Raw genomic sequence first — 22,055 nt, 5'->3', positions numbered from 1 at the left:
TAAGTCTTACTAAAACTTTTACTACTTTTTATTAGTTTTCTTTTCTTTTTCAGTTCCTTTCAATAAGATTGTTAACACTTTATCTGTATAATCATATCTTGGCTGAAGGAAAACTACATTTACATGGCTATTTTTATCAAGAACTATGCCCAAGCCATTTTTCTCTGACATGGTTTTTACAGCTCCCCAAATTTGGTCTTCAAAAGGTTCCACCAAATTAGCTCTTAGCTGATTGATTTCCCCTGTTTTTCCAAATCTTAAACTGAGCGTCGTATGAATACTTTTTTCCAGATCTAAGACTTCTTTTTCTCTAAGCTTAAGCTGATCGCCAATTAATAAAACTTTTTCACTTTCGAAAGCAGCTCTTTTTTGCTCATATTGGGATTGAAGGTTTTTAATATCCTGTTCCCAAGTATCAATCTGAGAGTTAAGTCTTGCTTCTGCTTCTTTATACTGAGGCATCTTATCCAAAATATATTGGGTATCAATGACTCCTAATTTCTGAGCATTGCTAAAGCTAAAAAGCAAAATTACCGCTAAAGTGAAAAGAGTTTTAAAATTTTTCATACTGTTATAAAGATTGGTTCATTAAGAAGTGTGTTCTACCACCAGATACATCACCACTGATTGTTTTATCAAATCCGTAAGCGAAATCAAATCCTATTAAACCAAATGCTCCCATATAAACTCTTACTCCCACACCCACTGATCTTTTAAGCTGGAACGGGTTGTAATCTGCCCATTTGTTCCAAACGTTACCTCCTTCTGCGAAAGTAAGTGCATAGATTTTGGCAGTTTGATTTAATGAAATCGGATATCTTAATTCTAACGTAAATCTGTTATAAATAGTACCTCCACCTCTTTGAGTAATATCTTCTGGCTCTCCACCATAGGTAGAAGCATTTTCGTACCCTCTCAATGGAATTAGTTCTCTACCATCAAATCGACCTCCAAAAAGGCCAGTTCCTCCTACATAGAATCTTTCAAATGGCGGTGCACCCAATTCTTTATTGTACCCATCCATAAAGCCCATCTCAGCAGAAGATCTTAAAACTAATTTTCCGATAACTTCATTATAAACATCAGCTTTAAACTTCACTTTGTAAAATTCCATCCACTTATATTTTTCGGTAGGTGACATCGTTGAGTAATTTTTATTACTAAACAATGAATATGGTGGTGTAAATTTACCTGACAATTCAATATTTGAACCCACTGTTGGGAAAATAGGATCTATACCTGCCGAGTTTCTGCTTAATCCGATATTTAAACTTAAGTTATTCGCATTACCATACAATTCTGTGGTATCACCAAACTCAAAAGGGTAATTGCTGAAGTTATATTTTTGAAACTGAATCCCTGTGTATAAAGAGAAATAATCATCTGGCCATTTCAAACGTCTATTTAACCCTACAGTTGCCGAGAAAATATTTAATCTCTGATCTGGTCCAGAAACTTTGTTATAATTAACTCTTGAATTGTTTAAACTTACAGAAAGCGCTGTAGGTCTTGTCCCAAACAACCAAGGTTCTGTAAATGAAACCCCGTAATTCTGGAAGTATTGTCCTGCTTGAGCTTGAATAGATAATGTTTGCCCATCACCTTGAGGTACAGGTCTGAAGTCTTTAAGTTTCAGGAAGTTTCTCAATGAAAAGTTATTGAAAGTAAGCCCTAAAGTTCCGATGAAACTGTTACCACCGTAACCAGCCTGCAACTGAACCTGAGAAGAACCTTTTTCTACTAACTTCCATCCGATATCAACGGTATTATCCTGCTGATTTGGCTGAATATCCTGGCCTATTTGTTGAGGATCAAAGAATGACATTGAAGCTAAATCAAAATAAGTTCTTTTGATTTCTCTTTTCATGAACAACTCTCCGGGCTTGGTTGTTAAAGCTCTCAAAATTACATGATCATGAGTGGTTGTATTACCAGACCATGTTACTTTGTTCCAAGTTGCCTGCTCCCCTTCATTGATTCTTATTTCAAGATTAATGGCATCCCCATTAACCGATTTTTCCACAGGAGTAACGTTTGAGAAAAGGTAACCATTATTCATATATATCGATTTGATATCAGAATCGTCTTCTTTTCCGCCGTCTTCTCCTACTTTCTTGTTAAAACCTACCGCATCATAAATATCTCCTTTCTTATATCCTAAAATTCTTTGAAGATATTCTGTAGGGTATACTGTATTTCCGGTAAATGTAATATCACCAATGTAATATTTTTTACCTTCTTTTAGTTTAACATTAATTTCGAAGTTATTTTTCTTATTTCTCCATACAGAATCTGATACGATTGCAACGTCTCTATATCCTAAAGAGTTGTAATAATTTATTAAATTCTGTTTATCTTCCTGATATTTCTGCTCAACAAATTTCGAAGATTTCAAAATACCACCGATACCAAATCTTTTTTGTTTGGTTTCTTTGAAAGCTTTGTTTCTAAGTTTTGCATCAGTTACACTTTCGTTTCCTTCAAACTCGATATGGCTGATTTTTATTCTTTTTCCTTTATCTACATTAATCGTCCAGTCTACAAGGTTAGGATCACTCAAATTTACCTTATCCTGAATCGTGATTTTAGCATCCGCAAAACCTTTTTTAACGTAGTCCTTAGGGATATTTGTTTTAAGGCTTGAAACAAGATTTTGAGTAATCTTTGTTCCTGGCTTTAAATTATTGTCTTTTGCTAATTTTTCGTTTTTAGACTTTCCGATCCCTTTTCCTGTAAATTTAACCTCTCCAAGATCTTTCAAATCTTGTAGGTAAAATCTTAGAACAACGGTCTGCCCTTCAATACTTTCTACATAAACTTCAACTTCAGAGAAAGATTGAGAATCCCAAAGTTTTTTGATTGCATTACTTACCTTCTGCCCCGGAATATCCACTGTCTCACCTTTCGATAAGCCTGTAAATCTAAAGATCTGAGCTGGCGTATATTTTTTTACCCCATCAACAACAATGTCCTTCAGCGTGTAAGTTCCTGTTTGATTTTCTGCAATAACAGTAGCAGCGTTAACCTTTGTACTGTCTTGTGGAGTTACCTGTCCATAAAAATGTGCAGAAGCAGCAAACATAATGATGGGTAATAGTCTAAACTTCATTTTATCGTAATCTTTCTTTTCTTAAAATTTACTGAATTTGAATTTGGTCGCCTGTAAGACCATATCTTCTTTCCTTATTTTGATAATCAACAATACATTGGAAGAAAATATCTTTTGTAAAATCTGGCCACAGAACATTGAGAAACTGAAGTTCTGCATAAGCAATCTGCCAAAGCAAAAAATTACTTATCCTTATTTCGCCACTTGTTCTGATTAATAAATCTACTGGTGGAAAATCTTTTGTATAAAGATAATTTTCAAATAATTTTTCATCAATATTCTCCACCTCTAGCTTTCCTTCTTTTACATCGGAGCTTATATTTTTTACGGCATTTAGTATCTCGTTTTGTGAGCCATAGCTTATTGCGAGTACTAAATTTCCTTTTGTATTTTCTTTTGTAAGATCCACAACGCTAAGCAACTGATCTTTTACCATCACGGGCAATTTATCTAAATTACCAATGACATGCATTCTTAAACCTTTAGTAAAAATCTCTTCAGCTTCTAGTAAAAGGGTCTCAGCAAGCAAGCTCATTAAAGTACTTACTTCATCAGAGGGTCTATTCCAATTTTCTGAAGAAAATGTATAAAGGGTTAGGTAAGGAATATTGATTTCGTTACACGCATTTATAGCATTTCTTACCGCATTAATAGCATTCTTATGACCAAAAGATCTTTCTTCACCTCGAGATTTTGCCCACCTTCCGTTACCATCCATAATGATGGCTACATGCTTCGGTAAATTCTCAGAATTTATTTGTTTTTTTATCAACGACATAGTTTCTTAATCACAATAACATGGTGGTCTACCAAAAGAATAGGTCAATCCTAAACTAAAAGTATTCATCCAATCTCTAGAGTCGGGATCACCTACCGTTCTGTTTTTTATAAAAGTAGCTTCTCTTTCTTTAGAAACCCCATAGTAATTTCCTGTTTGTAGCAAAGAACCTCCGGTTGTAGGGCTTAAAATATCTGCATTATAATTACTAATCACATCTTTTGCAAGAATCTTGCTGTGATCAAGCTGATCTGTTAAGCTATATCTGAAAGTAGCTTCTGCAAAAACAGCCCATCCGTGATTGAATTTATATTTTAAACCAACTCCGAAAGGAATTTGTGCCACTGTTTTTTTACCCATAGAATATTCTGTAGTGGTAACAAAATCTAATTCGTTGATTGGAGCCTGTGCTACACCATCTGCATTTCTTCTGAAATCATGAGTTAAAGTTGCTTTTGGAGCATCAAACATTAAACCTCCAAATCCCCCAAAAATATAAGGGCTCAACATACTCAGCTGCTCATTATTTACCGGGAAGAAATTGTACTCAAACATGATGCTCGCTTCGTAAACATTGTTTTTACCGAATGAGTTTCTGTTTCTTCTGTACTCTTCTTTTGCTGCCTTATCGCTAAACTGCACCTGATTATAACCTAAATCTACTCTAACGGTCTGATGCGGGTTAAAATTAAATCTGTATAAAATACCACCATAAAAAGGAACGCCCCATTCTGAAGCTCTATCCAAATCCAAAGGTTGCTGCAAAATGTAATTGGTTTTCCCTATATCGCCGACAAGATTACTCATCCCTAAGCGAATTCCCAATTCATTTCGTTGTGCTTTTAAACTTACCACCGTTCCTAGGAGGGTAAGGAAGCTAAACAATAATTTTTTATTCATAAAAGAATATGGATTTATGGTTATTTTAAAAATTAATTTTTGCAAATATAAAACATTTTTATATTAATGATAATCTTAATGTTTAGTTAAAAATAAACAAAAAAATATAATTTGTTATAAAGTAAACGGAAAAGAGGGAAATTTATTCTTTTTTTAATACTTCTGATGCTATACATGAATAACAAATCGACTTCAACAAATATTGTTATTTTCTATTAAAAAAAGCTTTCATTTTGTTTCTTATTTTAATTAACAATGGTTCTGTATAGTTTTTATCTTCATCAAAATATCCGTACCCATAACCGTAGCCGTAGCCATAACCGTAGCCATATCCCTGCTTGGTAACATAATCATTATAAACAAATCCTAAATGTTTGATTTCGTCATTGTGATACTTTTCAGTAATCATTTTAAGCATATACTTTTCGGTATATTCGTGACGTACGATGTATAAGTTAGCATCAGAATACTTCATTAATTCGTAAGAATCAGCAACAAGTCCCACAGGAGGCGAGTCGATAATAATAAAATCATAAAGTTTTCTTAGCTCTTCAATTAACTTTACATTTCGTTCGCTCATTAAAAGCTCTGAAGGATTTGGAGGAATCGGCCCTGAAGTGGCAACATCAAGATTTGGAATATTCGTTTTATTAATAATCTGGTCAATAGTTGTTTCTCCTGTAAGATAATTTGAAATCCCCAACTTATTATCAATATTAAAATCACCAAAAATTTTAGGCTTTCTTAAATCCATTCCCAATAAGATTGTCTTCTTATCACTTAGACCTAAAACGGAAGCCAAGTTTATTGAAACATATGTTTTACCTTCTCCACCGACAGATGAAGTCACCAAAATCACCTTACTTTTATCATCCTCTCCGGATAGAAATCTCATATTTGCTCTAATACCTCTGAAGGCTTCTGCAACTGAAGATTTTGGAGTATTAATAACCGTAAGCATATTTTCAGTGTTATTATTGCCAATCACACCCAATAATGGGATTTTGGTGGCACTAATCAGTTCTTTAATATTTCTTATTTTACTATCAAAAAGACTTCCCAAAAGAATTAAAATAAGCGGAAGCATAAGAAAGCCGCCCATAATTGTCATTTTTGCCCCCTTCACATTAGGCCCAATAGGTCCTTGCCCCAGATTTTTTGCCGGGTCAATAACTGTAATATCCGACTGATTGGTTGCAAGCCTCATCTGGCTTTCATTCTGTCTGCTTAGCAAACTGTTGTAAGTGGCCTCAATCATATTATAGCCTCTTTCTGCGTCAAGATATTTTCTTTGTTTTTCAGGATAGGTCGTAAGATCTGAGCTTGCCTCTACAATCTGTTTATCAATTTTACTAAGTTCAGTAATATATACGGTATGAACATTTCTAAGAGATCCTGAAGAATTTGCTTTTGCCTCACCAATTAAACGGTTTATTTCTTTAATAGGTTCCGAATTAGGAGTATAAATTGATAACAATTCTCTTTTCTTAAGATAAAGCGCTTTTAGTTCAGAAACAGATGCTGTAAAAAGACCATCATCAAAACCTGCTGCAGAAGGACTTATCATTTTATCGAAACCTTGAGATTCTACAGAATTCCTGATACTGTTTAAAGAATTCATTTTACTCAGTATGTCAGCTTTTTTAGCTTCCAGATCTTTTATTTTTTGCAAAGACTTTTCGTCTCTGTTGGTGATATCATAGAGCTGCTCTGAAACCTTCAGGTAGTTAAGATATGCTGCACTTGAATCTAGTTTTTTTCTAATATCTGCCAAGCTATTTTTCAAATACTTTCCTGTATTTTGATCAACTTGTATTTTATCATTAAATCTTTTTTTCTGAAGCTCAGTTACAGATTTATTAAGAAAATTAACGGTACCATTTAGATTAAAACCTGTCTTAGAGATAATCATAATGCTATTAATTTCTTTATCAAAATCAACACCCACAGTAGAAACAATACCATTTACAGCATCGTTTACTGTAGAAAGATTGACAATAATATTTTCATAGCTTATAGAAGGCGACACTGGGTTGGGAATCAATCTAAATCTAAGATTAGGGGTCGTGTACCACTCGTTTACTCTAATTGTTTTATCACCAGGTCTTGCGAAATTTTCAATCCCTTGAAAGCCTTCAAAATCATAAGAATATAAATAACCCGACTGCCCTTCTTCCGGTAAACTTACTCTGTAAGCGCCTCCCCCTTTAGGAGTTAAAGTAATTGGATAATTGACTTGTTGCAAGTGCTTTCGGTCTACTTCCAAAAATACAGGCGAATCATTTTTATCTAAATAAGTAGATTTTATGACTCCTTTAGTCGTATAATTTACAAAAAGACCTAATTCTTTCACCAAAAACTCGTTGTGGGATCTAGACAGCAACATTTTTTTCAAATAAATACCATCCTGATTACCCGTTTGTCCCCAAATAAAATTAATAGACTGACTTGGTGTAAAGTAGCTGGCGGTATTGCTTGAAATACTTAATTTTAAATCTGATGCATAAACATTCTGCGCATAGTACTTGCCATAAAACCAAGATACAGCGTAACCCATAGAAAGCATGAGTACAAACCAATACCAGTTTCGCAGAACTTTTCTTAAAAAGTGTTCTATATCAAATAAAGCAAATGATCCAAACTTTTCTTTCTGCGGCTCATTTTTACCTACTGAAGCTTCTTTTCCTGGAATCATACATTAAAGATTTTTAATAAGTAGATAAATTGATAACGCGGTAGTAATCACAGAAACTCCGCTGATAAGCGTCTGTATAGGATCTTTTCCAAAACCGTTGAGCGCTCTTTTTTGAGTTGTAATAAAAATCTCATCTCCATTTTGCACATAAAAATATGGAGAATTCATCACATCTTCTCTTGTAAGATCGATCTTAGCTTTTTTGATACCTTCGGGTAGTTTTCTATACACCACGATATTTTTACGGTCTATCGTTCTGTTTAAACCTCCATTAATAGCAATGGCTTCTGTTAATGTTAATGTATTTTTGTGAACCTTTTTTTCGCCTGTAATTCCAGTTGTTTCAATATCCCCTAAAACATAATAGGTTATCCCGTCGGTATTAAGTCTTACCTCAGATTTTCCTTCTTGAAAGTTTTCATTTACTTTAAGCTGAAGTTCCTGAGTAATATCTTCTATCGTTCTTCCTTCTGCTTTTATATATCCTATACCAAAAACCAATATATCTCCTTTAGAATCAACCTTTAAGCCATTAAAATAAATCATCGCATTACCTCCTGTACCATTTCCACCGCCTCCGCTAAATGAAATATTATTAGTCCCTCCTGCTGAAGTATTTAAAGAAGAATAAAACTGTGCTGCATCACCTTTAGGAGTTGTCACAATATTCAAAGTCAACATATCGTTTTTAGTAACCCTGTAAACAGGAGTATTGTAGGGAATTAATCCCTCTTCATTGATAACAAGACTTTCACTTGGCTGCATATACTTCACATCTTTCGTTGTGATACAGGAAACCAAAACAAAAGGCAAAATTAAAAATAGGAAATACTTATAAATTTTCATCGTAATAAATGTAGTTTGTAAAAATAGAATTTAATTATCAGTTTTCAGCCTATTATTCCGCATTAGTACAATAATGTCTGGAATATAAGCTCCAAGAAAACCTAAAAATAGAATAATCACCAATAATAAATTCACATTGATGTGTCTCAAATAATAGGTAATGGTCACAATAAACAGATAGTAGCATATAATATAAAAACTCGCTCTTCTATGCGTGAGATTAAGCTTAAGGAGCTTGTGGTGAATATGATTTTTATCGGCTTCAAAGGGTGATTTTTTATTCCAAAGTCTTACTATAATGACATTTAAAGTATCAACAATAGGCAAGATAAGAATAGCAACAGCTATGACAGGAGCCGATTTCAAATGATACCTTGGGACACCCGCCATTTTCTTATCGATAAAAATATCTATAAAACAGATACACGTAAATGCCAATAAAAATCCTAAAAGCATAGACCCGGTATCTCCCATAAATATTTTAGTGGCCCTCAAGTTTGATAAATTATAATATAAAAATGCCAGTACAGCACCAATTAAAACAGTCGATAAAATAACCAAAGGATAATTGTATTCTCCTAAACGATAATAACTAATCCCGAAAAGAGCACTGCAAATAAGAGAATAACCACCGGCAAGACCATCAATTCCGTCAATAAGATTGAAAGCATTGATGAGAATAATAAATGTAATGATGGAAAAAATCACACTTACCAAATAGTGAATCTCATAAATTCCAAAAATTCCAAACAAACTTCTAATTCTCACATCCGAGCCAATCACAATAAAAACTGACACTACAATCTGTGCAATGAGCTTCTTGTAAGCACGCATCACAACAATATCGTCCATAATCCCAACATAAAGCAGAATAATGAGCGAAGCAAAAAGAAATTTGTATAAATCGAAAATTTCGTACGCAAAAATTGAGGTACAGATTCCTATCGAATAAAACAAGGCAATACCACCCAAATTAGGGATTTTCCTGAGATGAGAGCTCCTTACACCGGGCTCATCCATCAGGTTTTTACGTTTTGAAATTTTAATAATTGTAGGAATCGAAAAAAAAGTGATTAGAAAAGAAGATAGGAAACCTAATCCTAATTTTATGTAAAAAATAGAAATGCCTGTTTCATTCAAGAATAGTTCAAAATTTTTCATCTATTGCTTTTTGAGCCTTTGTCGTCCCGTAAGTATTAAAATGAAATTTTAAAAAGAGTACACTTTCAAAAATCTATTTCAAAAATACCGGAAATTTTATTTGTGTCTATACTAGTTTCCTTATTAGTTTTTTCTGTCTGGCAAAAAAAAGCAGATAAAATATAGTTTTTTTCAGGGGTAAAGATAAAAGATAATTTTTACCAAAACGACTGTAACACAATATATCTTTCATTTTAACATCTCTTTTTCTTATAAAATCTTCCAATTCCTGAGACATTTTGTAAAATAGGGTTTCATTTTTCACAAAAGCGAGATAGGCCAAAAAGGTATAAATACCTTCCAAAATTTGAAAACCTCTCAATTCTTTTGCTTTTGAAGCGTATTTTGAAGTTTTAAAGCTTGCTTCCACATCTTCTACTGCTTTTAAAATATCCAACCCTTTTTCATTGTGGGTTTTTGTAATAGAATCTGCTCTTTCTAAATATTGATAATGAAAGTTTTGAGTCTGAGCCACTATTTTACACTCCAGTAAAAGCTGAGGAATCAACTGAATATCTTCAAAATGAACTCCTTTTTTAAATCTTTTATGGGCAAAAAGCTCCCGCCTAAATAATTTATTACATGCAAAATAACTCAAATCTGAAAAAATAGAAAAATTGCTTTCTAAAACAATTTTCTCCGGCATATTGGGTATCTGTGTCAGTTTCTGGGTAACACTTCCCTCTTCATCTACTTTCTGAATATTACAGATTACCATTTCGGCATTATGTTTTTCGGCAAGAATCAGCATTTCTTCAAACATCATTTCCGAAACATAATCATCACTGTCAACAAACCCTAAATAATCGCCAATTGCTTTTTCAATCCCAAAATTACGAGCATCACTTAAGCCTCCATTTTCTTTACTAAAAGCTTTTATTTTATCAGGATATTTTTCTGAATATTGCTGAATAATACTTTCCGAACCGTCTTTACTTCCATCATTCACCACCACAATCTCAATATTCTGAAGACTTTGATTCACCAAAGAATCAAGACATTTTACGAGATAGTTTTCAACATTATAAACCGGAACAATGACAGAAACTTTTGAGAGAACGTTTTTCATGGTTTAGAGCCTGTTTAAGTTTTATTAATTTAAATTCTGTATGATTGGCTTTTGATTTTTTTTCAATCAGTTTTTATATAATTCTCCCAGAATACACAGATTTAGCAGATTAAAAGCAGAGATATTAATCTGCTAAATCAGCAGAATCTGCGAGACAAATTATTTTCATTTAAATGTAAACATTCTCTTAGATTTTTGTAAACCTTGCGTCTAACCACCCTTTTTTGGCTTCATCAAAATCTCTTCTTGAGCACGGGATACAGTTTTCGATGTTTTCATCATCTCCAAAATACCAAAGATTACTGAATGTATCGCGCTTGAAAGCATATTGTCGGTCTTCTATCAAAACATAATACATTTCGTAATGTCTTTCTTTAGGATGCGATCTTTGTATATTAATACCTTCAATCAGATACCAAAGCATTTGTGCCAAAAGCTGATGATTGAGCTGATTATCAGAGTAAATATTATAATTAAAAATCCCTACAGATTTCAGATTCTCACTTAAACCGATTTCCTTCATGTAAGCACATATTTCTCTTCGGTTTAAACCATTTACCTGCGGATTCATCGAAAAAGCATCACTGAAACTTTCAATCGCATCGCAATTTACCGTTACCAAATCTGCTTTTCTAAAAAAAGGCTCGGTTTTCTCTGTAGAATTCATCATTTCGGCAAGACGCACGATCTCGAACTCTACTTCTTTGATGAGCTTTATAGAATCTTGTTCATTAAGATGTTTTTGATATCCTAAATGATGATAGTTTTTAATGGAAAAGCTTTTCGACCCTAAAATCTTACTTAAAAAAGTATGTTCATTAATCATTTCGCCCTGATTTAGGGAAATAATATTGCTAATCTGAGTATAATTAATGTTATTCTGGTGAAAATTTAAACCAGAAAATAACGAGAACGCAAAATCATTAGAGCCACCAATAATCACAGGAATAGCTCCTTTATAATGACAAGCCGATAAAACTTCTTGTAAAATATAGTGAGAATCCTGCACCGATTTTCCGGAAATCAAGTCTCCCAAATCTACCACCGGAATTTCAAAATCGAGCTGAGAAAGTTTGTAAAATTCTTTTCTTACCGCCGTAAAATCTTGCACTTCGGCATCACCATTGGCACCTCTATAGTCAGAAACAAATAAAAGCACAATACTGCTTTCTTTTATTTCTTTGGTAATCTTATTTCCTATTTGCCAGTTTTCTGTTTTGAAATTTCTGGGGGAGATGATAAAATCTTCAAAATTCATGCTTCAAATTCCTTTAATGACTTCAAAAATATTAAAATAACATGAGTTCAGAGTAAAAAGACGAGAAATAATTTTTGAAAATCTGTATTTATTATTTATTATTCCTCTGTCAATAAATAGGGAAGTTTTTTTTAAAATATCGTCTACTATGAATAAGACTATTTTAACCATTGTTGAATTAATAAATATTATTTTTGTTAGAGAAAATAACTTCTATTATTACGAACATATTTTTATGAAATAAAAGAAATGATTCCTTATGCAGATAATTTCATCTCCCAATTTAATCCCTTATATTAAGCATTACCTTTTTTTAGATTTAATAAATATTGAGAATGGTCTTTTTCGAACATTTGCTGATGGCAATACAGGGATTGTTTTCACTATCGGTTCTGGTGCCTTATACAGGGACGGAATTAAGCTCCCAAAAATATTTTGTTATGGACAAATTACGGACTACAGAGAATTGCAGATAGTAGGTTCATTAAAGTTAATCATTGCGGTTTTCAGACCTTTTGGAATGAGCAAAATACTAAACACTTCTGCTGGAGAGCTAAAAAATAAAATAGTTGATTTGGAATCTGTTTTAGGGAATAGTGTAAAAACTTCAGATAATTTTCTTTACGAAAAATCATCTAATTTGGAGATGTCAGAAAGTTTAAATAATTTTTTCAGTCAATTATTAAAAGAGTTTGAAAGCCGCTTGTATCCTATGGTAATGGCTGCAACAAATTGGATAATGGAACGTAACGGACTTTTTAAAGCTGAAGAACTTATTGATTTTACAGGTTATAATCAGCGTAATATTGAAAGGGCCTTTCATAGTTTGGTGGGTATAGCACCTAAAAAATTAGGAAGTATCATAAAGCTTCATCACTTTCTAGGTGAAATTAAAGGAACTGGTAATAAGTATAACTTTACATCAAATGTTTTTGATGCTGGTTATTTTGATCAGGCACATTTGATACGAGAGTTTCGAAAAATAACAGGCCTTACCCCAACCACTTACCATGTAAAGTCTACACATCTTGCTGTAAATGTTATTGTATTACCTGACGAAAATGTACAATCGGAGGTTATTTTGACAATCTAAATTTGTCGAAAAAAAAATAATGAAAGATTTAATTATCGCAACAGCACAGTTTGAGAATAAAAGTGCCGACAAGGAATATAATTTATCACAAATTGCAGATCTATCAAGTAAAGCTGCTTCTCAAGGTGCAAAAGTTGTTGTTTTTCATGAATGTTCAGTTACAGGTTACACTTTTGCGAGACATCTAGACAGACAGGCTTTACTTGATATTTCAGAATATCTTCCGGAGAGCCCAAGCATTAAAGCACTTACCGAAATTGCTTCCAGAAATCAAATTACAGTATGCGCAGGTCTATTCGAAAAAGACGAAAATGACAATATTTTCAAAGCATACGTTTGCGTTAATGAAACCGGTATTGTGGCTAAATATAGAAAGCTTCATCCGTTCATCAATCCGCATATTAGCCCAGGTAATGCTTATTGTGTATTTAATCTGTATGGCTGGAACTTTGGGATACTTATATGCTATGACAATAATATTATTGAAAATGTAAGAGCTACTAAACTTTTGGGAGCAGATGTGCTATTAATGCCACATGTCACGATGTGTACCCCATCACCAAGACCAGGCGCAGGTTTTGTAGATAATAACCTTTGGTACAATAGAGAACAAGAAAGTACTGAATTGCGCAGAGAATTTAATGGCCCGAAAGGAAGAGAATGGTTAATGAATTGGCTACCCGCAAGAGCATTTGACAATGCAATGTATTGTGTGTTTTCAAACCCCATTGGAATGGATGATGATCAACTGAAAAACGGCTGTTCTATGATTGTAGATCCTTTTGGTAATATCGTTGCGGAATGTATCGTATTAGGTTCAGATATAGCGATGGCAACTATAACTGCTGAATCACTTCAATCTGCAGGCGGAAACCGATACCTCAAAGCTAGAAGACCTGAATTATATAAAAATATTATCGGTGCAGAACATATTTCTGAACAGAATGTAGCATGGCTTAATGCTGACAATAAACAAGATAATAATCTTATTTAAGAATTTTCTAAATGTTTCTTTTTAAGAAAACAATGGTAATATTCATACTGATTACCATTACAACAACAAACTAATATTTTCACTACATTATCTCAAATACAAAAGCACAGACCAAAAATCTGTGCTTTTCTTATAGAACCTTGTCAAGGTTATTTTCATTGTGAATATTAACCTTGACAAGGTTGGAGGCTGATTGACATAAGCCTTAATTTGTTTTTTATTTCTTCGCTGCCGGTTTTTTAGCAGGAGCTTTCTTCGTTGTTGTTGCTTTTTTTGCGGCTGGTTTCTTCGCTGCAGGTTTTTTCTTTTCAGCAAAAGCTTTAGGGTCTTGTGCTGTAATCCATTTTTTAACCTCATCAAGAGAAACATCAGTCAGTTCGTCTGCTTCGTATTTGGTATCGTCTTTCTTCTTTGGAATTTTATAGATATTCTTTCCATGTTTTACGATAGGGCCCCATCTTGCGTTTTCAATGGAGATCTTTTCAGCTTCCCATTGTTGAATATAACGGTTGGCTTCCTTTTCCAATTTAGCTTCTACCAACTCGTTGATGTCGCTTTGAGAAAGGTTTTCGAAATTATATTTCTTCGGAACGTTGATGAAAATACTTTTATACTTAATGAAAGGTCCAAATCTTCCTGTTCCTTTGGTAATCGGTTCACCTTTGTATGAAGCAATCGGTGCGTCGGCTAATTTCTTTTCGGCAATGATTTCTTCTGCACGTTTCTGGTCTATAGAAAGCGGATCTTCCCCTTTAGGAATACTGATATACGTGTCGCCCCATTTTACATAAGGACCAAATCTACCAACACCCACTGAGACCGGCTGATCTTCAAAATTATTAAGTTCGAAAGGTAATTTGAATAACTCCAAAGCATCTTCCAAATTGATGGTTGCAATATTTTGTCCAGCCATTAATGATGCGAAAATTGGTTTTTCTTCATCATCCTGCTCTCCAATCTGAATCATGGCTCCAAATCTTCCGATTCTTGCATGAACATTTTTACCTGTTTTTGGGTCAACTCCTAAAATTCTTTCTCCGTTGGCGCGGTCTGCATTTTCTTCTACATCAGCAATTCTCGGATGGAATTTTGAGTAGAAATCAGCCATCATTTCTTTCCATTTCTGAGCACCGCTTGCTATTTCGTCAAAGCTTTCTTCTACGCTTGCGGTAAACCCGAAGTCTAGAATTTCACTGAAATTATTGGTTAAGAAATCATTTACAACTTCTCCGATGTCAGTAGGAACAAATTTATTTTTATCGCCCCCGAATTTTTCTTCAAGAGTTTCTTTTTTAATTTTATCATTCGTTAAAGAGATTTTCACCACCTCTCTTACTTGTGGCTCAATTTCTCTTTTGTCTACATACTCACGGTTTTGAATCGTCTGAATCGTGGGTGCATATGTTGACGGGCGGCCAATTCCCAGTTCTTCAAGTTTTCTTACCAATCCTGCTTCTGTATATCTTGCGCTTGGTCTTGTGTACTTTTCCTGTGCCGTAATTTTTTTATAACTTAAAACTTCACCAACTGTTACTTTTGGCAACAATTTTTCGTTGTTTTCTTCATCTTCATCTTCCGTTTTTACAATTCCGTATGCTTTAAGGAAACCGTCGAAAATAATAACTTCACCTTGCGCTTCAAAATGTTGCGGAAGTTTAGCATTACCAATTTCGATTACTGTTTTTTCAATTTTAGCATTGGACATCTGAGAAGCCAATGTTCTTCTGTAAATTAACTGATATAACTTGCTTAGTTGAGCATCTGCAATTGTTTTAACAGAAAAATCTGTCGGGCGGATCGCCTCGTGAGCTTCCTGTGCAGATGAAGATTTTGTGGTATAATTTCTGGGTGCAGAGTATTCTGCTCCGTATTCTGATATAATTTGAGATTTTGCACCTTCTATTGCTTCCTGAGAAAGGTTTACCGAGTCGGTTCTCATATAAGTAATGAATCCTTCTTCGTATAATCTCTGTGCAAGACGCATCGTGTTGGTTACATTATAACCTAATCTTGAAGAAGCTTCCTGCTGAAGGGTAGATGTGGTAAACGGTGCAGATGCAGAACGGCTACCAGGTTTTGTTTCTACATTTAAAACTTTAAACTCAACGGTTTTTGCCAGTTCTAAGAATTTTTCGGCTTCTTCTTCTTTCTCGAAATCTTTTTTAAGCTTTGCAGCGATTTCCTGAGATGTTTTGTTTAAGAAAATTCCGTCTAGTTTGAAACTTACTTTTGGAGTAAAAGCACGAATTTCTTTTTCTCGCTCTACCACCAATCTTACTGCAACCGACTGTACTCTCCCTGCAGAAAGTCCTGGTTTTACTTTTTTCCAAAGTACAGGAGACATTTCGAAACCTACAATTCTGTCGAGAACTCTTCTTGCCTGCTGAGCATTGACTAAGTTCTGGTCAATATCTCTTGGATTTTCGATGGCTTTAAGAATCGCATTTTTGGTAATCTCGTGGAAAACGATTCTCTTTCTATTGTCTGGTTTTAGTTTTAACTCTTCTGCCAAATGCCATGCAATCGCTTCTCCTTCGCGGTCTTCATCGGAAGCCAGCCAAACCATTTCGGCTTTTTTCACAGAAGCTTTAAGCTCTGTTACTAATTTCTTTTTGTCGGGAGAAACTTCGTAATCGGGACTGAAGGTCTCCAGGTCAATTCCCATTCCTTTTTTAGGAAGGTCCCGGATGTGTCCGAAACTAGATTTTACTTCAAAATCATTTCCTAAATATTTCTGAATGGTTTTTGCTTTGGCTGGGGACTCTACGATTACTAAATTTTTCGACATACTGAAAATTTCTGCAAAAGTAAAGATTTTTTATTAGATGAACTCGTTAAATCATTTTATTTAGAAGTTCAAATGGCGCAATTAAGGTTCTGTAGAAAAAACCTTCGAATGTAAAACCTCTTCCCGACATCTCAACTCTGTAAATTAATGAGATAATTATAATGAATAAAGTAATCCAAAATTTCTGGTTTACAATCAACTTTTCGGAAGCTAGAGAAGATTCGGAATCCTTTAATAATAAGGCGAAAAGAACAATAATAAAGATCATGTGTATGTACATCCATCTCCCCCAATCAATTGCCAAATAAAATAACGGAAGCGAGAAAAGGAAAGCGAAGACAAGCGCGATAGATAAAACCTTTCGGTTTGTTTGATATTTTAAATAAAACCACAGATGAAAAACACTAAATCCAAAACTTAAAATATAAAGAAGATATTCATAGAGATGATCTTTTATATACTGCCTCTCATCAATATGCCAAAAGAAAATACCTCGAGTAAGGATAACACCACGATTTTGAAGAATTTCTAAAGACTGCCCTTCATTGATTTCTTTTCCAAATACCACAATGATAATCGCAGGAATGAAAACAGCGAGAATATATTTTAAATATCGTCTACATTCAATTTTTTGAGTTTTAAGATATAATGCAATCAGAAAGTAAGGAATAAAAAAAAGTGTGATTTCGTGAAAAAACATAGCCAAGAAAAGACCAAAACAGATCAAGTATTCTTTAATTCTTGACAAAGTGCCTTGATTTAATTGATAAACGAAATAGGTAAAAAGAAAAAATACAATAAATTCTTTTTTTCCTACATAATCTACACAATTAAAAAGCCCCACAAAGCCAACTGATGATAATAAAAGCGATAGATATAAAAAAGTAGCTTCCTTATACTGAATGAGCTTAAAATAATAATAAAAGAAAAGTGAAATAATAATTACCTGAAAACCATATACTAAATAATGAAGCCTAAATCCGGATAAATCTTGTAAAAGGAAAAAGAAACTTCCAGAAAGGCCGCGCCTTTTGAAACCACCATCCTCATAATTAATGAGCCAATCGCCCAAAATATACCCGTCGGATTTTATATTATGAAAATACGTAAATACCATCGCAAACACAGCTGTTGCGATAATGATGAGATAAATAAAAATCTTACTATTAAAATAATACAGAAGTTTTTTCAATCTTGTGTGTTTGTGAATTTACCAAAAATAAAAAGAGAAACAAAACAGCTTTCCAATAACCAGTAAACTCAAATTTTAATCTCTCAAAATTATGAAATTTGCGGTATTCTACAGCTATTCTATTTCTCTTTTAAAATTTTCGTGATATTTTATTTGCCTACAAAGCATAAAACATCACGAAAATGAAATTTATATTCACAAAAAGTAAGTTAAATTACCTTTTTATAATTTTAACTAAAGCTTCAGAATTGTTAATTCTCACTAAGTAAACACCTTGAACCAATGAAGAAACACTGGTTTGTGTATTTTCAAATTTCCCAGATTTTACCAGTTGCCCTGAAGCGTTATAAATTTGATAGTGATAGTCTTTGTTTTCAGTAGCCTTAATATAAAGAACATCTTTCACAGGATTTGGGAAAAGAATAATTTTATTTTCTTTTACTTTTTCTGAAATTTCAGATTTACTGAAAACATTGGAGGCTTTCATTACAGCTCCTGGAGTTACAGGAATTGCAGGAATAGGCCCTTCTTCCAATCCGTTTTGATTATAGTTCACCTTTACACATCGACAGTTCATCCCAAAATACGGATCATTATTATCATGGAAAGCAATAAAACGATCAGTGACTGAAGCTGCATCAAATAAGATATTAATTGGTCTGCCAAGATAATTAGAATTCATAGCTCCCGTCCAAACCCCAGGATACTGAAAATTATTCGTTGTGTAAGTACCAACAGGACTTTGATTTGCCATTACACTTCTTACGCCACGCGATCCTACATTAGGATAATTCCCTACTGCGTATTCTGAATTATTAAAAACAAAACCAACACTTGCATTACCCGAATTCTTCACTTGTGTTCCTAAATAATCAGTCACTAAATTATAACTCGTTGCTACATTTTCATCTTTTTTATACCACGGAGACATCCCAAAGTCTTTATTGGAAATAATGGCAACACCGGTAAGATCGGGAACCCTCCATCCTTCAGGACAAGGATCGAAAGGTGATTTCTTACCGCCTCTCCCCCATCGGTCATTGGCTACATTAGGCTCATCCAACAACCAGTCTGTTCCATTTGTATAATTAGGAATCGCATTGTTACGTGGCGCAAAAGAACTTGGAATCATATAAACCAAAGGATTTTTTACTGAGTAAGAAAGCACTTTCGCTACTTTATCACTCACTTTATCACCTGCTAAAATATTTGCATTCGAAGTATTTGTATAGGTATTGTAAGGAACAATATAACTTCCTGACATATTATTGTATGAGGTAGCACTAAGCGTAGTATATGCTATCGCTCCACTTGAATTCGCATTTCCTAAAAATATATCATACGAAGATCTGTCAGCATATTGAAATGAAGGAATCGGATCTTTTCTTCCCCATTGATACTGTAATCCTGCAGAAGCTTTAATTTTTGAATACTCCTCAACCGTAGGAGCTTGAGGATTAGCAACTGTAGGAAAAGCATCGATGGCGCCTAAATTCCTATCCATAAATTCTGTTTTTAAAACATCTCCTTTTGGAACATAATTTATGTAATTAGTTGCCGTGGCATTAGGTGTTTCGGTGGCATAAACATTAGATCCTATCGCGGTATCTGTCACCCAAATGTGCCATGACCAATAAACAGGATTTGTAATACTTCCATTATGCAGAGTAACCACGGCATTTCCACTTTGGTTAGGATTCACATTAACAACAATTTTAGAGTTTGCTAAATCAGCCAATGAACCCGGCGAAGGATTGGTAATACTTACCGTACTAATCAAATCTGCATTAGTCGACCATAGAACATTAACCTTTAAAGCATTAAAGTTAGAAACATTTAAAACATCTGGATTGTTAAGCAACTGACTCTGAACAGAAAATGCCTTACTTACTGGAATTTCAACAACAGAAGCCACCGCATCTTTTACAACCTGATAAGTGTTTGGATTATTTAATCCAACAGTATATTCAGAATTAGAAGTTATATATTCGGTAGGAAAATCATAACTATTCACAGCATACAAAGGGTCTTTTATACATCTGCAACCATTAGCATCTGAGGTTTTTACCGAAGCTGTTGGCGTATACCAATATCTTCCTTTAATCGTTGGGTTCCCAGAATCTGGAATATCAGTTTGACCTTTATCGGGGACCATGTATAATAATCGAGATCCTACAGCTGGCGTAACATCAAAATGACGCACCATCGTAGCCGTCCACAAACCTACATGATGTTGATCTGTATACTGCCCTCCCTGAGCATTAATTGCTATCCCTCCGGTTCCAGGAAAAACTCCCATATCAAACCCTCCGGCATTAGACAAATCAAATCCTATATTTGGATACAATTTAAATCCGGTCATAAATGCAGGTACATTATTATCGTTTGGCTTAATGATATGATAACGATTAGATTCGAAAGAATTTTTCCCCAAAGCAGTTCTTACTCCAAATGGAGAATAGTCAATTCTAATATCATCAACATAAGAACCAGAGGCTAGATTTGAAACTAGCATCGAAGGAATTCTCCATCCGTTAGGACATGGATCAAACGATGATTTGTTGCGATAAGGCGCATTAGCACTGTGAAAGTTATAGTTTGTTACAATTTTTCCTTTGGAATTATCTGACCATAGGTTGAGTTCGGTAAGTCTACTATCTGGTAATGTAGCAGTTTTTCCAAACCAGTTGATCATAAGATTTGCATTATTATTATAATATGCAGGTCCCGAATTATCGTCTTTATTAACATAAATAAGACTTAAAGGATTTTTTACCGAAAGCTTGATATTATTATTAACCGTAGCATTCGAAACGGGAACAAACTGTCTCAAGTTATCAAAATTCTGTGCGTTATCGAAATTTTTCGCCTGCCTATGACGTACTCTTCCAATAGAGCCAGAAACTTCGTAAAAGTCATTACCCCTGTCAACCAGAGACGGAATAGGATCTTTTCTTCCCCATTGATATAGAAGACCTTGGTTTTTATTCCAATCATCTGCCGTTAGGGAATTGCTTAAGGCTCCCAAATTTCTGTCCATCCATTTCCATTCTGCATCAGGAATAACTTCTAGTGTACCATCGCTTTTTTCTCTTCTAACATTGGTATAGCTTTTATAAGTAGATCCGTTTGTGGGATCATCGGTAACCCAAACATGCCAAGACCAAAAAATCTCCCCATTTACTCTAAAAGCGACAACAGCATTCCCTTCTTTAGATTTGTTTACAGGTACTTTTATCTTAGCACTTTCTCCTGAGCCCAAAATCTCTAATCCATAATTCACATCTGATTTAATCAAACCATGATTATCTTCCCAAAGCACATCAGCGGTAATGACACCATTGGGAATACTGGAATAGCCTAAAAATTCATAGCCAGCCCACATGGCGTAAGCCTTTTTTACAGGAATATAGATTCCGTCATTCTCTTGTGAAGGTTCAAAAATATAGCTATTCGGAGCCTTCATCCAATCTTTCGCAGCTATTATTTGGGCAATTCCGTTACTTTGATCCGAAATTCGATTACCCAAAATGTCTGTTTTTAAATTCAATGCTATAAGTTCAGGATCAGAACCTGTTTTTTTAGATTCTAAAAGATACTGAGCATCAGCAGAAAAGAAACAAAAAGCCACTGCAATACTGTAAAAGTATTTTCTATTCATATTGTAATTTAATTATGTGATTTGACTATGCAATCTAAAAATAAAATTCACAAAAACATAACATAAATTTAAAATATTGATAAAATAAAAAAATATAACCAAATTATTTTACACAATAAATAAACATATTCACTTATGTATGAAAACTTAGCTCCATTTATTTCGGGCACAAAAATACAATATCAGACTCATATAAATACATGAGTCTGAGTTAAGTTTCATTAATAATTAATCAAACTTTAAGTGAAAATAAATTGAGAAATGAAAATACCTTTAAGTAAAATAAAGCTTAAAACAGTAAATACTTTTGTAAAGTTGGAGATGAATCTCATATTTACAATATTTTTAAAATTAATAAAAATAGCGCAATAAAAAAATATAGATATAAGAAAATCTATACACCGTCAATCTTGACGACACCATCAAAAATAAAAAAAAGAGAAACAAAACAGCTTTCAAATATCCAGCAAAC

General features: G+C 33.8%; 14 protein-coding genes. 2 read left to right on the top strand and 12 right to left on the bottom strand.

Annotated elements, in window-relative coordinates; translation table 11 throughout:
• Nucleotides 1-21: 21 nt before the first annotated feature.
• From LO744_RS02750 to LO744_RS02710, 9 genes are all read right to left on the bottom strand, one after another.
• The gene (locus tag LO744_RS02750) at nucleotides 22-567 is read right to left on the bottom strand and encodes an OmpH family outer membrane protein (RefSeq protein WP_230667079.1); all 546 of its coding nucleotides are present in this window, start codon (nucleotides 565-567) and stop codon (nucleotides 22-24) included.
• Between the two features lie 4 nt (nucleotides 568-571).
• Nucleotides 572-3,109 carry an outer membrane protein assembly factor BamA gene (bamA, locus tag LO744_RS02745; protein ID WP_230667078.1) on the bottom strand — a complete coding sequence of 846 codons (2,538 nt, stop codon included), beginning with the start codon at nucleotides 3,107-3,109 and terminating at the stop codon, nucleotides 572-574.
• 28 nt (nucleotides 3,110-3,137) lie between these two features.
• Entirely contained in the window at nucleotides 3,138-3,887 is a 750-nt protein-coding gene (uppS, locus tag LO744_RS02740) for a polyprenyl diphosphate synthase (RefSeq protein ID WP_079465575.1), read from the bottom strand.
• Nucleotides 3,888-3,893: 6 nt separating this feature from the next.
• Complete coding sequence (gene porG / locus LO744_RS02735; RefSeq protein ID WP_230667077.1) at nucleotides 3,894-4,787, bottom strand: type IX secretion system protein PorG; 894 nt, start codon at nucleotides 4,785-4,787, stop codon at nucleotides 3,894-3,896.
• A 205-nt stretch (nucleotides 4,788-4,992) separates the two neighbouring features.
• Complete coding sequence (locus LO744_RS02730; protein ID WP_230667076.1) at nucleotides 4,993-7,482, bottom strand: exopolysaccharide transport family protein; 2,490 nt, start codon at nucleotides 7,480-7,482, stop codon at nucleotides 4,993-4,995.
• Between the two features lie 3 nt (nucleotides 7,483-7,485).
• Nucleotides 7,486-8,328 carry a polysaccharide biosynthesis/export family protein gene (locus tag LO744_RS02725; RefSeq protein WP_230667075.1) on the bottom strand — a complete coding sequence of 281 codons (843 nt, stop codon included), beginning with the start codon at nucleotides 8,326-8,328 and terminating at the stop codon, nucleotides 7,486-7,488.
• A gap of 30 nt (nucleotides 8,329-8,358) precedes the next feature.
• The gene (locus LO744_RS02720; protein WP_230667074.1) at nucleotides 8,359-9,489 is read right to left on the bottom strand and encodes a glycosyltransferase family 4 protein; all 1,131 of its coding nucleotides are present in this window, start codon (nucleotides 9,487-9,489) and stop codon (nucleotides 8,359-8,361) included.
• 106 nt (nucleotides 9,490-9,595) lie between these two features.
• Nucleotides 9,596-10,597 carry a glycosyltransferase gene (locus LO744_RS02715; RefSeq protein WP_230667073.1) on the bottom strand — a complete coding sequence of 334 codons (1,002 nt, stop codon included), beginning with the start codon at nucleotides 10,595-10,597 and terminating at the stop codon, nucleotides 9,596-9,598.
• Nucleotides 10,598-10,784: 187 nt separating this feature from the next.
• A complete protein-coding gene (locus tag LO744_RS02710) occupies nucleotides 10,785-11,855 on the bottom strand; it encodes a formimidoylglutamase (RefSeq protein WP_230667072.1) in 1,071 nt (356 codons plus the stop codon).
• Nucleotides 11,856-12,114: 259 nt separating this feature from the next.
• Here LO744_RS02710 and LO744_RS02705 point away from each other — a divergent pair, with 259 nt between their 5' ends.
• Nucleotides 12,115-12,948 carry an AraC family transcriptional regulator gene (locus LO744_RS02705; RefSeq protein ID WP_230667071.1) on the top strand — a complete coding sequence of 278 codons (834 nt, stop codon included), beginning with the start codon at nucleotides 12,115-12,117 and terminating at the stop codon, nucleotides 12,946-12,948.
• A 19-nt stretch (nucleotides 12,949-12,967) separates the two neighbouring features.
• The gene (locus LO744_RS02700; protein ID WP_230667070.1) at nucleotides 12,968-13,942 is read left to right on the top strand and encodes a nitrilase family protein; all 975 of its coding nucleotides are present in this window, start codon (nucleotides 12,968-12,970) and stop codon (nucleotides 13,940-13,942) included.
• 217 nt (nucleotides 13,943-14,159) lie between these two features.
• Here LO744_RS02700 and topA read toward each other — a convergent pair whose 3' ends face one another.
• From topA to LO744_RS02685, 3 genes are all read right to left on the bottom strand, one after another.
• Complete coding sequence (topA, locus tag LO744_RS02695; RefSeq protein WP_230667069.1) at nucleotides 14,160-16,730, bottom strand: type I DNA topoisomerase; 2,571 nt, start codon at nucleotides 16,728-16,730, stop codon at nucleotides 14,160-14,162.
• A 46-nt stretch (nucleotides 16,731-16,776) separates the two neighbouring features.
• Entirely contained in the window at nucleotides 16,777-17,922 is a 1,146-nt protein-coding gene (locus LO744_RS02690; protein ID WP_230667068.1) for a hypothetical protein, read from the bottom strand.
• A gap of 214 nt (nucleotides 17,923-18,136) precedes the next feature.
• Nucleotides 18,137-21,583: a T9SS type A sorting domain-containing protein gene (locus LO744_RS02685; RefSeq protein ID WP_230667067.1), complete on the bottom strand. Its 3,447-nt coding sequence runs from the start codon at nucleotides 21,581-21,583 to the stop codon at nucleotides 18,137-18,139.
• Between the last annotated feature and the right edge of the window lie 472 nt (nucleotides 21,584-22,055).

Origin of the sequence: Chryseobacterium turcicum (genome assembly GCF_021010565.1) — a bacterium.
Taxonomy (GTDB): domain Bacteria; phylum Bacteroidota; class Bacteroidia; order Flavobacteriales; family Weeksellaceae; genus Chryseobacterium; species Chryseobacterium turcicum.
The sequence above is the reverse complement of the archived record's forward strand: the minus strand, read 5'-3'. Positions and strand labels throughout refer to the sequence as shown.

What these genes read in the sequence shown, in the direction of transcription:
- uppS (WP_079465575.1), bottom strand. Translation starts at nt 3,887, where the DNA reads ATGTCGTTGATAAAAAAACAAATAAATTCTGAGAATTTACCGAAGCAT.
- LO744_RS02730 (WP_230667076.1), bottom strand. Translation starts at nt 7,482, where the DNA reads ATGATTCCAGGAAAAGAAGCTTCAGTAGGTAAAAATGAGCCGCAGAAA.
- LO744_RS02720 (WP_230667074.1), bottom strand. Translation starts at nt 9,489, where the DNA reads ATGAAAAATTTTGAACTATTCTTGAATGAAACAGGCATTTCTATTTTT.
- LO744_RS02750 (WP_230667079.1), bottom strand. Translation starts at nt 567, where the DNA reads ATGAAAAATTTTAAAACTCTTTTCACTTTAGCGGTAATTTTGCTTTTT.
- LO744_RS02725 (WP_230667075.1), bottom strand. Translation starts at nt 8,328, where the DNA reads ATGAAAATTTATAAGTATTTCCTATTTTTAATTTTGCCTTTTGTTTTG.
- LO744_RS02700 (WP_230667070.1), top strand. Translation starts at nt 12,968, where the DNA reads ATGAAAGATTTAATTATCGCAACAGCACAGTTTGAGAATAAAAGTGCC.
- LO744_RS02715 (WP_230667073.1), bottom strand. Translation starts at nt 10,597, where the DNA reads ATGAAAAACGTTCTCTCAAAAGTTTCTGTCATTGTTCCGGTTTATAAT.
- LO744_RS02705 (WP_230667071.1), top strand. Translation starts at nt 12,115, where the DNA reads ATGCAGATAATTTCATCTCCCAATTTAATCCCTTATATTAAGCATTAC.
- bamA (WP_230667078.1), bottom strand. Translation starts at nt 3,109, where the DNA reads ATGAAGTTTAGACTATTACCCATCATTATGTTTGCTGCTTCTGCACAT.
- porG (WP_230667077.1), bottom strand. Translation starts at nt 4,787, where the DNA reads ATGAATAAAAAATTATTGTTTAGCTTCCTTACCCTCCTAGGAACGGTG.
- LO744_RS02710 (WP_230667072.1), bottom strand. Translation starts at nt 11,855, where the DNA reads ATGAATTTTGAAGATTTTATCATCTCCCCCAGAAATTTCAAAACAGAA.
- topA (WP_230667069.1), bottom strand. Translation starts at nt 16,730, where the DNA reads ATGTCGAAAAATTTAGTAATCGTAGAGTCCCCAGCCAAAGCAAAAACC.
- LO744_RS02685 (WP_230667067.1), bottom strand. Translation starts at nt 21,583, where the DNA reads ATGAATAGAAAATACTTTTACAGTATTGCAGTGGCTTTTTGTTTCTTT.